The following is a 14,631-nucleotide window of genomic DNA, read 5'->3' on the forward strand; positions in this document are numbered from 1 at the left end:
TTGTCTAATTTAAAGAATAAAAAAATCCCTGCTTATAACTATTTGTTAGGTTCTGATTTCACAGAAAATCTAAAAATCCTAACAAAGAGTAAAAATCAAAAAGATATGGCTGACTTATTAGATTTGAAAACGTCGCTAATAAGTACTTGGAATACCCATAACCGAACTTCACATGAACTAATGGTTAGGCTTCATTTAGCCCTAGGGATACCTATTGAAGAACTTGCTCTTTCTGAAGAGGAGCGAGAAAAACTGCCATTCCGCCCATCAGCAACACCCAAAATTCCAGCACAAGAAGCTGACAGCATCTCTAGCCCACAACACGGGATTGTGATTTTGAAAAGCTACAACCTAGAGAATGGAAAGCTAATGGCTACAGGTGATATGCCCTACGCAAAGCGTATGTTTAACCGGTGGGATTTGAACGAGCTAGCGACCATTGAGGTTGAAACCAACCAAGCGCGTTACTTAGTGGATCAGTCGCAAAACGATGCGGTAAGTGGAAAGTATCTGATTAATATTGATGGCCGTTTGTCTATCAACTCTATTCAGCGCTTACCAAACAAGTTAGCAATCGCATTTTGTGATACCACCATGGAAGTGTCTGAAGAAGATATTAAAGTTGTTGGGCGTGTAGCTGTAGTGTTGGAGAAGGTGTGATGGAAATCGATGACAATTTAAGATCAGCTCTATACCCTATAGCCCCTAAAACATATGAACGACTTTCAAATTCACTACATAGGGCACGGAATATATTAAGTGAATCTGAGCACTTACGTAACGATGGGCAACTATACTCCTCTTTCAATCAGTTTTTCGAGATGTTTAATGCATTAGAAAATCAAGCCACACCATATCAACTTCATCGCCCACTAGCTAAAAGGCTGCATAGTGAAGTATATTCGTTTATCCAGAACATCGATGCTATCCCCCCTAGGATAATAGGAATACTACAAGATCTTGCATCTAAACTTATGATAGCCATCGAAGATTCAAGAACTAACGAACTAGATGAACAAACAAAAGAACAAATAAGACATCTATTAGAAAGAAATAGAAAGCTGTTGGAAGACACACAGCTCTCTGTTCAGAATAGAGTTGATGAGGGGAGTGAAGCTATACGTTCTACCCTTCAATCAGTGCGTGATGAATTAGATACTCATGCGAACCGCGCCGAAATTCAGATACAAAATTTAGTCTCTAAGGCTGATCACCAAAATAAACTCCACCGAGCCGATTTAAAAGAATCATTTAAAGCTTACGAGGAAGAAGCAGCAAACCGAATTGAAGTAAGAATTCAACGAGCTGAAGGGATTGCGGCAAGTCTATCCAAGCAAGCAACAGATGCCAAAGAATTGTATGAGAATATAATATCTGAAGAAAAAGAATCCCTACATACATTCATTACGGAGAGTCAAAGCACCGTTAATGATTCGATTCGTAAAACAGCAGCTGATGCATCTCAAAGAATTCAAAATGCTCAAACTGACGCACAAGAGTCTTTCGACGGCCACCTGAATGAGATCATAGGTACAATAAACAAACGAATTGACGATAAAATAAGTCACTATGATGAAATGAAAAAAGAAATGGAGGCTGCTTTTCAGGATAAAATTCAGACTCTTGATAGACAACTAAGTATCGTAACATCCGGTGTTATGGCTGATCAGCATTTAAAACAAGCCAATACTGAACGATACGTGTACTGGCTATTTCAAGTGGCGGGCTTCGCTTTCATGCTGGCCGCCATTTATGCAGGTTCAGTCTTCTTTAGTGAACTCACGAATATTAAAATCCCTTTCCTACCAAAGCCTGACTTAGTCATTCATGTTGATGGTTCATTAAACAACGGAGCTAGTCCTATTTCTCTTATGTTTATGCGATTGTCGATGATTATTTTACTGACGGCTCCTGCGCTTTATTTGTTGAAAGAAGCTGCTGGCCATCGACATAAAGAGAACCTTTATCGTCAACGTGGCATCCAATTAGCAACCATTTCGCCATACCTTGAAGAGCTAGAAAAAGAAGAAAGAGCAGCAATTAAGAAAGAATTAGTTAGTTCGTTCTTCAACTTCCACGATGGCAAAGCTGACACACAAAACGTACCTGATTTCCTAAGGGATATGAAAGAAGCGGTGGGTATTGCTAAGTCTTTAAATGGACAAAATAAGACGGTTTCTCAGCGCTTTGGGCGTCAACCAAAACAATAACAATATCAGTGCCACCATGTGTGGCACTTTTTGTATAAAAAACTCAAAACGATAATAAATAGCTAGGAGTACACCCATGTTAAAAGGCTTTAAAGGAATGAAACTCGTAGGGCTTACTGAAGAGAAGCTTGGCAGTGGCGAAGATCGTTACGGCTTTCTCATTCAAAAAGGTGAAACGGTCGAACTTGAATACAAAACGGTTCGTGACATGCTCATTCTCACGAATAAGCGTATTATCACCATTGATGTTCAAGGGCTACGCGGTAAAAAAGCTGAATTTTTTATTCTTCCCTACAGCAAGATCACTGCGTTCTCTGTTGAGACTGCCGGAACATTTGACCTAGATGCAGAGTTCAAACTATGGGCTTCAGGACTTGGTGAAATTGAATTTTTGTTTGGTAAAGGCACTGATGTTAAGAGAATTGCCTCACTAATTGGTTCTGGCATTTAGTTCCTCAAGTATAAAAGCGCCAATGGTTAGTACAATAATTAAAGGATGAAAGATGGGTGTTATCGACGACTGGCAAGAACTTATTGCTGAACTCCGCGAAAGCAGTGAAATTGAATGTAAGAGGGCTAAATCAGATCTTCCTAAAGACTTTTGGGAAACATATAGCGCTTTTGCAAATACCTATGGAGGTACTGTTTTTCTCGGGCTAACAGAGCTCGAAGATTGTTCATTCGAAGTTTCTGGTGTTAAAGATACAGATAAAATTAAAAAGGCTCTTTTTGCAAGGCTTGGTAACCCTCAATCAGTAAGTGTCAACTTGCTAGAGGGGGATGGTGATAAGTACGTTGAAGTACTGAATATTGAAGGTAAGAACGTTGTAAAAATTACTGTTCCTAAAGCAAACCGTCAGCAAAAACCGGTGTACATTAATAATAATCCCAAATTAGGCACTTATATTCGTCATCATGAAGGTGATAATCGGGCAACCGATAGTGCGTTACAAAGAATGTGGGCTGAACGAGGGACAGAGCCAAGAGATTCTCTGGTTCTTGTTGATTTTGGAATTGACGATCTTGATATGTCGACCTTACAGAAGTATCGACGCCATTTTCAAGTCCGAGATCCAGAACACCCATTCAACGACTTAGACGACAAAAACTTTCTCATTCGCCTAGGTGGATGGAAAAAGAATAGAACAACTAAAGAAGAAGGCCTAACCTTAGCTGGCTTACTAATGTTTGGGCAAGATATCGCCATAAAAGATCACTTAAGCCACTACCACTTAGATTACATTGAGAGAGAAGCAGCAGAAAAACACGCTCGTTACTCTGACAGGATAACACTTGATGGTACTTGGTCAGGGAATCTATACGATTTTTATCTGAAAGTTTTCAAAAAACTTACGACTGATTTAAAAGTTCCTTTCCATTTAGAAACAGACCAAAGAGCCGAAATAAGCCCGGTACATGAAGCAATACGAGAGGCTTTAGTTAATACACTAGCACATGCTGATTTTTCATGTACTAAGCCCATTACAATAGTCAAACGCCCAGATATGTTTGGCTTTAGAAACCCTGGACTCATGCGTATCCCCCCAGAAGTCGCAATCTTAGGGGGGGAGAGTGATTGCCGAAATAATGCTATTCATGATTTATTCCGAATGGTAGGCCTAAGTGAAAGATTAGGTTCTGGTGTAAATAAAATCTTCTCAAATTGGGACAACCAGCACTGGCAAAAGCCCAAGCTTTACGAAAAAACAGAACCAGAGCAGACCCTGTTAGAACTTAGAATGGTAAGTCTTGTTCCCACTGAAATTGTAAACCAATTACAAAGCCGCTTTGGGGATAAATTCAATGCTCTACCAGAATTAGATCGTATGATTTTAATTACAGCAGCGGCAGAAAGGTGGGTAAATCACGAACGCATAATGCAACTGACAGATGAACACACAAGGGTAGTAACGGTCGCACTACCACGACTTGAAAAATGTGGAATGCTTGAGTCAACAGGTGCTCATAAGGAAAAGTTCTACACATTACCTGGAGTTAAAGTTTCTACTGTAGACGAAGTATTTAAACAAGGAGCTATAAATGATGACGATATTCATCCTTTAGCTATGCCTAGCTCCGAACATTCACCTTCTAGCTCCGAACATATGGCAGGTAGCTCCAAACATTTGATGATTAGCTCCGAATGTTTAGCCACTAGCTCCGAACATTTAAGCTTAGACCCTAAGGACTTTTTACCGACTAGTAAATGTAATAAAAGGGATATATACGGTCGACTAATTATTGAAGGGCTTGATTATCCATTTATCGATGATGTGTCTCAGTTAACACCAGACTTTAGACATGACTTAGAAGAAATGGCCAGAAGTTCGAGAGAAAAAGGAAAACTACCACGCCAAACAATGATAGAGATCATCGCTGCTGTTTGTTCTGGTCATTATGTATCACTGGCTTCAATTGCGATTATTATTGACAGAAACTCGGATAGTTTAAGACAGCAGTATTTAACAAAAATGAGGAAAGAAAAGCTTTTAGAATACGCTTTTCCACAACAACCAACCCATGAGAGACAAGGCTATGTAACGACAATACAAGGTACATCTTCACCTACTTCATAGCTTGTTTGCTTGCACATAGGCCCTGAGTATTTTCAGGGCCTATTCGATTTAAATTATAGGCTCTTTGTCGGTGATACACTAAAAAAACCTTTATCGACTTCGTGACAAATATTGAGCTTCCCTTCTACCTCACCTAACTTTAAACCGATAATATTTTTAGCCTTAATAAAGCCACCGAACGGCGCGGTGAATCGATTTCCTCGCTTTAGAAGCGCATCCACCGACCCATCATTTTTTGGGTTCATCCCTAGCGGCCCATCACCGTTCATTCTGAATATGCTATAACCAGAGCTAACCTGAATTGATTGAAACATAGCGAACCTAATTAGCCTTTTCTAAAACCAGAATCTTAAAAAGTAAACATGTGCCTTAACCTCAATTTAAAAGACGGCTCTAACAAACCATGGATATGCGAATGCTACCCAAATGGCCGCGATGGTAAACGTATTCGAAAGCGGTTTGCGACTAAGGGCGAAGCGGCGGCGTTTGAACGTTTCACAATGAATGAGATCGACGACAAGCCATGGTTAGGGGAAAAGCAGATAACCGTAGGCTAAAAGATCTGCTCGATACCTGGTGGGAGGTTCATGGCCACACGATGAAAACTGGTCAGAACTCATATGATGTTATGGCCAAAACGATCGCAATGCTCAATAACCCCTTAGCGCGACTATTCACGAAAAAAGACTATTTAGCCTATCGCGCTAATCGAGTTAGTCATCATCCTAGCCGTCCAAATATTACTATCTCTGCCGCTACTCATAACATTGAGCTAAAAACCTTACGCGCTATGTTCAGTAGGCTAATAAAGTATGACTTATGGAAGCTGCCGAACCCTTTAGCGGATATTGAGCTTGTCAAAAATGCTGAGAAAGAACTTAGCTACTTAACAAAAGAACAGATACCTGCCGTTCTTAGTGCTATAGCCGCTGATGGCAGCCCTTCAGCAAAGAAAATTTACACCGCTGCTAAAATCTGTTTGGCTACTGGGTGCCGTATAGGGGAAGCTCTTTCCCTTAAACGTTCTCAAGTAACAAGGTACAAACTGACCTACACTGAAACGAAAGGTAAGAAAAATCGATCTGTTCCTATTTCTCCTGCTTTATATGAAGAGATATTAGGGAGTTCAGTAAGTGGGCACGCCATATTCGATGTTTGTTACAACTCCGCTTGGAAATGTGTAAAGCGATCATTACCAAACCATGTACCGGAAGGGCAAGCCACTCACGTTTTTCGACATACCTTTGCTAGCCACTTTATGATGAATGGTGGCGACAAAACGGCGGCAGAGCTCGCTTATGGTCGGGTTTCGTCGGTTATTCTCAATTTTTACGTTTTTGCATCATTCTCCTATTTAATAAAATCAATGATTTATGATAAGTAGCGGATGAGATAGATAAAACCGGTGGCTTTATTGGTGATGATCTTGAACAGACAACGAGCGCTTAATTTATCTTCCATTTTAAAAGTGCGGCGTAATTCACACCAAAATGTTAATTGGCGGTAAATTACACATGGCAGAATGTTATGTCGTAATCATATAATGACATTAACAACAATGACGCTTCGCTTGCGCGTTCTGGAATAAGGCTAGACTTCGGGGGGAGGCTAGCCTTTTTTATGTCTGTTATTCTTCTCCCCTTTCTCGTCTGTTTTCATTGGTTCTATAAACTTCATCGATCCTTTTGTTTTTTTCTTGGCGTTTTTTTCTTAAAATGCGCGCAGTATTCTTTTTAGAGATCAACCATGAACAAAAGTGTCTTAACTAACGTTATTGCGTTAGCACTGCTTGCTGGCGGCTATGCGACAGCAAACCAATACTTGCTTTATGCAGGCCTATTCGCATTTTCTGGTGCTATCACCAACTGGCTTGCGATTCACATGTTGTTCGAGAAAGTACCCGGCCTATATGGTTCTGGCGTTATTCCAGCACGCTTTGAAGAGTTCAAGGCAGCCATCAAACAACTGATGATGGAACAGTTCTTTACCGAAAGTAACATCGACCGTTTTCTTAGTAGTGAGATGACAGGAAAGTCACTCAACCTAGAGCCTGTGATCAAGAAGATCGACTTTAACCCTGCATTCGAATCGCTGGTGCATGTTATCGAAAACTCACAGTTTGGTGGCATGTTGGCGATGGTTGGGGGTACAGAAGCACTGCAACCAATGAAGGCGCCATTTGTTGAGAAGATGCAAGAGTCTGTGATTGAAATCAGCAAGAGTGATTCGGTAAAAAATGCCATCAAGGATGAACTTGAATCACCTGCGATGATGGATGAAATCAAAGAGAACATTGAAGCGATCATCGATCAGCGCTTGAATGAACTGACACCAAAACTGGTTAAAGAGATGGTTCAGACCATGATCAAGAAACACCTTGGTTGGTTGGTCGTTTGGGGTGGGGTATTCGGCGGTGTGATTGGTTTAACCTCTGCCGCAATTACGCTGTAAGGCGGAGAAGTTTATCCGATTGCTCTTTATCTGACGTTCAACAAAAATGGAAGCTTATTGGCTTCCATTTTTTATATCTAAATAACCTTGGTAAGGCGAAAGCAGGTCACTATTTTATGGTGGCCAACAACTCAGGGTTAACACCAAAGCCCTTCTTGTGTTCTTCAATCACCACTTCGCTGCGTGTCTGAATCACACCTGGCAGGGTACCCAATTTCGTTGCCATAAACGCTTGGTACGCCTTCATGTCTTTTACTCGAACCTTGATCATGGTGTCAAAATCCCCCGACAGCGAATAGCACTCTTCGACTTCAGGCATCGTTTCAACCGCTTGGGCAAATTTATCAAAAATTGAAAAACTGGTTTGATCGAGGCGAATATGGATAAACACTTGGACATCGAGCCCCAACTTTTCTGAACAAAGCTCAGCATGATAACCAGTGATGTAGCCCACTTTTTCCAATCGCTTCAACCTATCAGAGCAAGGTGAAGTTGTTAGGTTGACCTGTTTCGCTAGTTCAACAACGGGCAAACGGCCTTTCATATGCAGAATTCTTAGTATCTCTTTATCGATACGATCGAGTTGATGCTGAGACATAATATTCCTTAAACATTCTAGATTGCGCTCAGTATATTCCATACTAAGAGCAATCGAAGAAAACCTTGCTCACACATTTAGAAAACTAAATAGACCATTCCTATTCACGTTAAATATAAAACCGAACAGAGCGATAACAACCCTTATAAATCAAACTCCAGTTATTAACAAATTATTATAGAAATGACCCGATTAACAAATAAGTTGAGCCAGAAACGAAAGAAAGGATATAGGCCAAAGTAAATAATAGAATTCTCAAAGAGAAAGGATGACTCTATTATGAAAACGCAAGAACTCGCATATAAACCTTACGGAATCGGTTCATGGACACACGTAACGGTATCAAAAGATGTTGCCCAAGCACTCGCAAGTGAATACTCAAACTATGGCTGGGAAGTTAAGATTGATGGCAATGTCGTCGAGGCAGAACCTTCACTAAAAGCGGCATAAAAAACGAAAAAACCTCCATCAGGGAGGTTTTTAAATCTAAGTTAGTAAGCACTTACTACAATCTAAGCCAGACCAACTTGGGGAACTGCAGTTCCTGTTTCACAACGACAGTTACACGTTCGACAGAAGTGTTGAGTTTCCATGTCGTAGTACAGGTTTCCACTAAATAGCTTTGACGTCCATTGCATCATACGGCCAGAGGTTGTCTCAGGCTCAGATTCACAACGTTTCATTATAGACTTATGTAGTGTTGTTTTTTTACATCCTTTGCAATAGAGATCAGGCATACCTTTGTCCTATAGGTCTTTAGTGGTTACTGATAATTGACACATGATGTCCAATTCAGTGTAATAATTCACCGAGCTAATAACAAAAGTGAGCGCCAAGTTCAAAAAATAGCCATTTTATCGGTTATTTTTTGACATCAAGCGCTATGAAAAGCCTTTATCTTCTATTTATTTCCCTTCTATCATTTGGTTTCGATTTACATTGTAAACCTCATAACAGCCGTGCTTCTTCTGTATCCTACTGGTTTTTTATAAGACAAAGGTAGTGCCCACATAAAAAAATAGAGCCACCGAAGTGACTCTATTACTTTTATTTTTCAATTTCTTTTTACAATTGCTTTTTAGCTAATGTTCTTTGCTAATTCACATATGTTTTACAATGTAAATTAGTCTAGCTCAACTAGGTTCTTCTTGAACTCAGCGTGTTGCTTTTTCACTTCGTCTTCTGGCTCACCAGTCATTAGACTCACAATAACGATAGAAAGCGTCGATAGGATGATTCCCGGTACGATTTCGTAAACATCGAACCAACCGCCCGTGAACTGCTTCCAAAGTACAATCGTAACACCACCAACCACGATACCCGCTAGAGCGCCGTTACGGTTCATGCGAGACCAGTATAGGCTTAATACGATTGCAGGACCGAATGCAGCACCAAAACCAGCCCATGCGTAAGATACAAGGCCAAGTACTGAGCTATCTGGTGTCATCGCCAGAACAAGAGCAACAAGAGAAATTAGAATAACCGCGAAACGGCCTACACGAACAATCTCTTCTGACGTTGCGTCTTTCTTCAAAACTTGCTTATACAGGTCTTCTGCCATTGCAGATGAAGAAACAAGAAGTTGTGAATCCGCAGTACTCATGATTGCCGCTAGAATGGCAGCAAGTAGGATGCCGGCGATTACTGGGTGGAACATCGCGTTCACAAGAAGCATGAAGATCTTCTCGCCATCGTCTAGCTTAGGTGCGCCAGAGTTCGTCACATAGATTAGACCAACAAGACCCACAAGCATTGCACCAATCATAGACAGTGCAGTCCAGATAACGGCAATGCGGCGCGCTGTTGTTAGGTCTTTATTACTACGTGTTGCTTTGAAACGCGCAAGGATGTGTGGTTGACCGAAGTAACCCAAGCCCCATGCCGCTAGCGAGATGATCGCAATAGCAGACAGTGGCTCACCCTTCGCATCATTCCATAGCGTTAGCAGCTCTGGGTTGATGTTGTGCAGGTCGCTAGATAGCTGACCAAGGCCACCGTTCATTGCTGCGATTGGTACAATCAATAGCGCAGCAGACATTAGCAGGCCTTGGACTAAGTCAGTCCAAGATACCGCTAGGAAGCCACCAAACAGGGTGTACGAAACCACACATACCGTGCCGATGATTACCGCTGTTGTGTAATCTAGGCCGAATACCGTTTCAAACAATTTACCACCTGCTACCAAGCCTGAACTTGTGTAGAAAAGGAAGAATAAAAGGATAAAGAAAGCAGAAATTGTTTGGATCAGCTTAGAATTATCGTTGAAGCGACGAGATAGGAACTCAGGCAGCGTCAGTGATTCAGTCGTAATGCTGTAAGTACGTAGACGTTTTGCACTGATTAACCAGTTTGCCCAAGTACCAACAAGTAGGCCACCAGCAAGCCAAAATGCTTCAAAGCCAGCAGCGTAAGCGTAACCAGGCAGGCCAAGTAGCAACCAACCACTCATGTCTGATGCACCAGCAGAAAGTGCAGCAGGCCATGGACCTAACGAGCGACCACCTAGGAAGTAGTCAGTTGAGTTAGATGTACGTTTGTAAGCAATAACACCGATCGCTAGCATCATAATTAGATACGCAATGAACGTCGTCGTTATTGCAAAACTGTTTTCTATCATTTGATAGTCCTCATTTTGTAGAAAGCCTTCCATGCCTAATTCAATGCAAGGTACTCACCGTAAAGGCAAGCAAGTGCATTGAGTTAGGTATTGAGGCTCCAATGCACTATGAATTAAATCCAAAGATGGAGAAAACCCAACAATGGAAAAAACCAAAAGTGCTTAGAGCCAATTTTACTGAAGGTTAGTGAGCTTCGCTTCCAAGTTCGAGCAAGGTCGCGTTACCGCCCACGGCTGTTATATTTATAGTTCGCGTACGCTCGGTAATGAAGCGCAGCGATAGGTGTGGATCATTAGCAACATTCATTGTCGCCAGATCCGTTTCAGCTACTAAACCGACGATTGCACCGTCACGCTTAGCAAGCTGTAAATTGATAGCTTGTGCCGTTTGCGATTTACCTACGTAACCCACGCTACGTACATCGCAAGACAACAACTGTTGAGCAGCATCATACGAGGCAACTTGCACCAAGTTAGTTGGCAAGTTCGCCGACTTAGCTGCGTCTGCAACTAAGGTATTGAACTGCACATCATCACTGCACAATTGGACGCTGTTACCTGCCAATAGCGCGGCAGTAATCAAAGCCATTGCAGTTTGCAGCGCTGGCACTTTCACTTCGCAATCATCAACAATCACCAAAGCCACACCGCGACCAGCGGCATACAACTCATTGGTTTCGCCCGTAGGACCTGCCATTAGGTGATGTTCAGAAAGCAGCGCAGACGCTTGCTCTAGATGATAAGTCGCCACCGTCGCCAAAGGCGCAGATTGACTTTCGATCTCTGATTTAAGCGCAAGTACCTGAGCACTCTTGTAATCAAAGTCTGTAAGGTTCCATTGTTCCCACGCTAGCAAAGCATCAGAAAAACCTGTCACTTGATGAACCATGATAATGCTCCTTATGCCTTGTCTTGTGATTGAGAGAAATGAACATCAGTAAAGCGGTATAGGTAGTGAGGACCACCCGCTTTAGGGCCAGTACCTGACAAGCCTTGACCACCAAATGGTTGAACACCAACAACGGCACCCACTTGGTCACGGTTGATGTAGCAGTTACCCACACGAACGTGTTTTTCGATCCAACGGTAAGTTGTCTCGTTACGACTGTGGATACCCATGGTTAAGCCAAAGCCCGTTTGGTTGATTTGGTCTACCACTTGCGCTAGCTCACTCGCTTTGAAGCGAACAATGTGTAGCACTGGGCCAAACTGTTCTTCTTTCAAGCAGCTGATGTCATCAATTTCAAAAGCACTTGGTGGAACAAAATCACCATGTTCACAATCACTACCTAGAGAAAGTTGAGCCACCTTCTTCTGGGTATTGGTCATGTTTTCTAAGTGCGCCATTAGCTTCTGTTTTGCGTTTTGGTCGATAACAGGGCCAACATCGGTTTTATGAAGGTGTGGAATACCAACACTCAACTCGTCCATTGCTCCGTGAATCAATCCAACCACGCGGTCTGCAATGTCTTCTTGGATGTAAAGCACACGTAGTGCCGAACAACGCTGACCTGCTGAAGCGAATGCTGAACGAATCACATCACGAACTACCTGTTCAGGCAGTGCAGTACTGTCGACGATCATCGCGTTCTGGCCGCCTGTTTCCGCAATAAACGGAACTGGCTTAGCGTTACGAGTGGCTAATGACACATTGATACGCTGTGCCGTTGGCGTAGAACCAGTAAAGGCAACGCCCGCAATCGCATCATGACTGGTGAGTGCACTACCGATCTCAGCACCGCGACCCGGTAGTAACTGAATCGTTCCAGCAGGAAAGCCCGCTTCATTCATCAGTTCAACCGCGCGAGCTGCAATCAAGCTTGTTTGCTCGGCAGGCTTCGCCACAACCGTATTACCCGCCACTAGTGCTGCTGTAATTTGGCCAAGGAAGATGGCTAGAGGGAAGTTCCAAGGGCTGATACAAACGAACACACCACGACCTTGTCGTGAAGCGATTCGTGTTTGGCCATCAAAACCTTTTAGTTCGAAACCTTGTAGGTTGTCAGCTTGTTTTGCGTAGTAACGGCAGAAGTCGACCGCTTCACGTACTTCATCAACACTGTCGTGAATTGTCTTACCCGCTTCTTGGTGACAAATCGCCACCAGCTCAGCGAGGTTGTCTTCCATCAGGTCAGCCAACTTATCAAGTGCCGCTGCTTTGGTTTCAACCGAAGTTGCGTTCCAATCAGCGAATACTGCGTCTGCGCCAGTGATCGCTGCGGAAACATGATCAAGGTTAGCGAAAGCCACCTTACCCACATGAATACGACGATCATAAGGTGCAGTCACTTTCTCAACGTTCTGATCAGCCTTGATCATGCTTTCGGCAAGAGATTCACCGTTGATCACAGGGCCCGCAGTCCATTGATTGTTTAAGAAGCCTTTTACTTGCTCTTCAAACTGATGCGCTTCGCTTTCAATATCAATGTTCACACCGTAAGAGTTCTTACGCTCAGGGAATACCGCTGGAGGCAGAGGAATCTTAGTGTTGTGCAGCGTATCGAACGCCAGAAGCATATCGACAGGATGTTGCGTCAGCTCAGCGACAGGGCAACGAGCATCAACTAAACGGTGTACAAACGAGCTGTTTGCGCCGTTTTCTAACAAGCGACGTACTAGGTATGGCAGTAGATCTTTATGGCTACCAACCGGTGCGTAGATACGTACCGACTGTTGGTAAGCTTCCATCGCGTGGTTGTAAAGAGAATCACCCATGCCATGTAAGCGTTGGAATTCAAAGTCTTTATGGTCGGTCATAACGGCAATAGCAGAAACCGTATGAGCATTGTGGCTCGCAAACTGCGGGAAGATATTGCCACGAACGCTTGGGCTCAATAGGTAACGCGCACATGCAAGGTAAGCTACGTCTGTCGCTTCTTTGCGTGTGTAAACTGGGTAATCAGTAAAGCCCGCTTGTTGCGACCATTTGATTTCGCTGTCCCAGTAAGCACCTTTAACTAAGCGAAGCGGGATCAAATCACCCTGCTCTTTCGCTAGGCGGTTTAGCCATACTAGAACCGGAAGTGCACGCTTTGAGTATGCTTGAATAACCAGACCAAATTTACCCCAACCTTTTACAAGGTCAGTGCGGTACAGTTTTTCAAATAATTTAAGAGAAAGCTCTAGGCGATCCGCTTCTTCCGCATCAATCGTAATCGCAACATCGAGCTCGACTGCACGGCGCAATAGCTGCTCTAGCGTGTCGCAAAGTTCAGTCAATACGCGGTCTTCGTTCGCCACTTCATAACGTGGGTGAAGCGCAGAAAGCTTGATAGATACCGATGGCGCAGGGCTCGATTTTGAAGAGACCTTCGATTCTGGAGAAACATAGTTGTCTCGACCTACGGCTTCAATCGCCATTAGGTAATCTTTGAAGTATTTGTTTGCGTCAGCTGTAGTCAGTGCCGCTTCACCTAGCATGTCGTATGAATAGGTAAAACCTTTGTCACGCATAGGCTTACCGTTCTTCTGCGCTTCAGCAATGCTGCGGCCAAGAACAAATTGGTGACCCATCACCTTCATTGCCTGGTGCATCGCTTTGCGAATTACCGGCTCAGAAAGCTTGTTCACTAAACGGTTAACCGCTTGACCCGCACTTTGCTCTTTAGATGAAAGTCCAACCACCTTGCCTGTTAGCATTAATCCCCAAGTGGATGCGTTAACAAATACTGAGTCTGAATTCTTTAGGTGAGATTTCCAATCCGCAACGCTTAATTTGTCACGAATCAGAGCATCAGCGGTTGCTGAATCAGGAATACGCATCAAGGCTTCCGCCAGACACATTAGCAAGATGCCCTCTTGAGTATCTAAGCTGTATTCAAGCAACAATGCATCGATCATCTGGATAGAAGTCTTATCCGCACGGATAGCTTCGATCAATGATGTCGTTTTGTCTGTGATCTGCTGCTTTTCTGACTCAGAAGGGGTAGCTAGCGGCAGAAGTTGCTCTAGCCATTGGGTTTCATCCACCATATATAATGGTGAGATAAGCGACCATAGATCAGCAAGCGACTGCTCGTTGAATTCTGGCTTTAACACATCAGTAGCTGTAAACATGCGTTTTCCTTAATCTCACACCCGGAATTAGCCCGGGATCTCTACAATGGCAGCAGTGTATTTAGAGTATATAAGGATTACTTGTCAAAAACTCCGAGTTTTTTGCTAAAAACTCGCTTTATT

At 43.0% G+C, this 14,631-nt stretch carries 12 protein-coding genes and 1 pseudogene; 7 read left to right on the top strand and 6 right to left on the bottom strand.

The window, feature by feature from the left end:
* The 4 genes from ACED60_RS02085 (at window position 1) to ACED60_RS02100 (ending at window position 4,786) form a co-directional block, all read left to right on the top strand.
* Entirely contained in the window at window positions 1-660 is a 660-nt protein-coding gene (locus tag ACED60_RS02085) for a helix-turn-helix domain-containing protein (protein WP_371726815.1), read from the top strand.
* Window positions 660-2,210 (top strand): hypothetical protein, encoded by a 1,551-nt coding sequence (locus ACED60_RS02090; protein WP_371726816.1) that lies wholly within the window; start codon window positions 660-662, stop codon window positions 2,208-2,210. Before ACED60_RS02085 ends, ACED60_RS02090 begins: the two co-directional genes overlap by 1 nt.
* Window positions 2,211-2,286: 76 nt before the next feature.
* Window positions 2,287-2,661, top strand: coding sequence for a PH domain-containing protein (locus ACED60_RS02095; RefSeq protein WP_371726817.1), 375 nt, complete (start codon window positions 2,287-2,289; stop codon window positions 2,659-2,661).
* Window positions 2,662-2,713: 52 nt separating this feature from the next.
* Window positions 2,714-4,786 (top strand): RNA-binding domain-containing protein, encoded by a 2,073-nt coding sequence (locus ACED60_RS02100; protein WP_371726818.1) that lies wholly within the window; start codon window positions 2,714-2,716, stop codon window positions 4,784-4,786.
* A gap of 53 nt (window positions 4,787-4,839) precedes the next feature.
* Here ACED60_RS02100 and ACED60_RS02105 read toward each other — a convergent pair whose 3' ends face one another.
* Complete coding sequence (locus ACED60_RS02105; RefSeq protein WP_371726819.1) at window positions 4,840-5,100, bottom strand: hypothetical protein; 261 nt, start codon at window positions 5,098-5,100, stop codon at window positions 4,840-4,842.
* Window positions 5,101-5,148: 48 nt separating this feature from the next.
* Here ACED60_RS02105 and ACED60_RS02110 point away from each other — a divergent pair.
* Both ACED60_RS02110 and ACED60_RS02115 read left to right on the top strand, forming a co-directional pair.
* Window positions 5,149-6,170: pseudogene (locus ACED60_RS02110) on the top strand (tyrosine-type recombinase/integrase).
* A 362-nt stretch (window positions 6,171-6,532) separates the two neighbouring features.
* Window positions 6,533-7,237 carry a DUF445 domain-containing protein gene (locus tag ACED60_RS02115; RefSeq protein WP_371726820.1) on the top strand — a complete coding sequence of 235 codons (705 nt, stop codon included), beginning with the start codon at window positions 6,533-6,535 and terminating at the stop codon, window positions 7,235-7,237.
* Window positions 7,238-7,346: 109 nt separating this feature from the next.
* Here ACED60_RS02115 and ACED60_RS02120 read toward each other — a convergent pair whose 3' ends face one another.
* Window positions 7,347-7,835, bottom strand: coding sequence for an Lrp/AsnC family transcriptional regulator (locus ACED60_RS02120; protein WP_009845995.1), 489 nt, complete (start codon window positions 7,833-7,835; stop codon window positions 7,347-7,349).
* 279 nt (window positions 7,836-8,114) lie between these two features.
* Here ACED60_RS02120 and ACED60_RS02125 point away from each other — a divergent pair, with 279 nt between their 5' ends.
* Window positions 8,115-8,285, top strand: coding sequence for a hypothetical protein (locus tag ACED60_RS02125; RefSeq protein WP_009845996.1), 171 nt, complete (start codon window positions 8,115-8,117; stop codon window positions 8,283-8,285).
* Window positions 8,286-8,347: 62 nt separating this feature from the next.
* Here the strand turns inward: ACED60_RS02125 and ACED60_RS02130 are convergent, their stop codons facing one another.
* The 4 genes from ACED60_RS02130 to putA all read right to left on the bottom strand — a co-directional run bounded on the left by ACED60_RS02130 (window position 8,348) and on the right by putA (window position 14,508).
* Window positions 8,348-8,518, bottom strand: coding sequence for a hypothetical protein (locus ACED60_RS02130; protein WP_017097212.1), 171 nt, complete (start codon window positions 8,516-8,518; stop codon window positions 8,348-8,350).
* Window positions 8,519-8,958: 440 nt separating this feature from the next.
* Entirely contained in the window at window positions 8,959-10,449 is a 1,491-nt protein-coding gene (gene putP / locus ACED60_RS02135; RefSeq protein WP_029222791.1) for a sodium/proline symporter PutP, read from the bottom strand.
* A 187-nt stretch (window positions 10,450-10,636) separates the two neighbouring features.
* On the bottom strand, window positions 10,637-11,341 hold the full coding sequence (locus tag ACED60_RS02140; protein ID WP_371726821.1) for a 1-pyrroline-5-carboxylate dehydrogenase: 705 nt from the start codon (window positions 11,339-11,341) through the stop codon (window positions 10,637-10,639).
* An 11-nt stretch (window positions 11,342-11,352) separates the two neighbouring features.
* Window positions 11,353-14,508 carry a bifunctional proline dehydrogenase/L-glutamate gamma-semialdehyde dehydrogenase PutA gene (gene putA / locus ACED60_RS02145; protein ID WP_371726822.1) on the bottom strand — a complete coding sequence of 1,052 codons (3,156 nt, stop codon included), beginning with the start codon at window positions 14,506-14,508 and terminating at the stop codon, window positions 11,353-11,355.
* Window positions 14,509-14,631: the final 123 nt, after the last annotated feature.

The sequence above is a fragment of the Vibrio sp. 1F279 genome (genome assembly GCF_041439815.1).
In the GTDB taxonomy this organism is placed as follows: Bacteria; Pseudomonadota; Gammaproteobacteria; order Enterobacterales; family Vibrionaceae; genus Vibrio; species Vibrio tasmaniensis_A.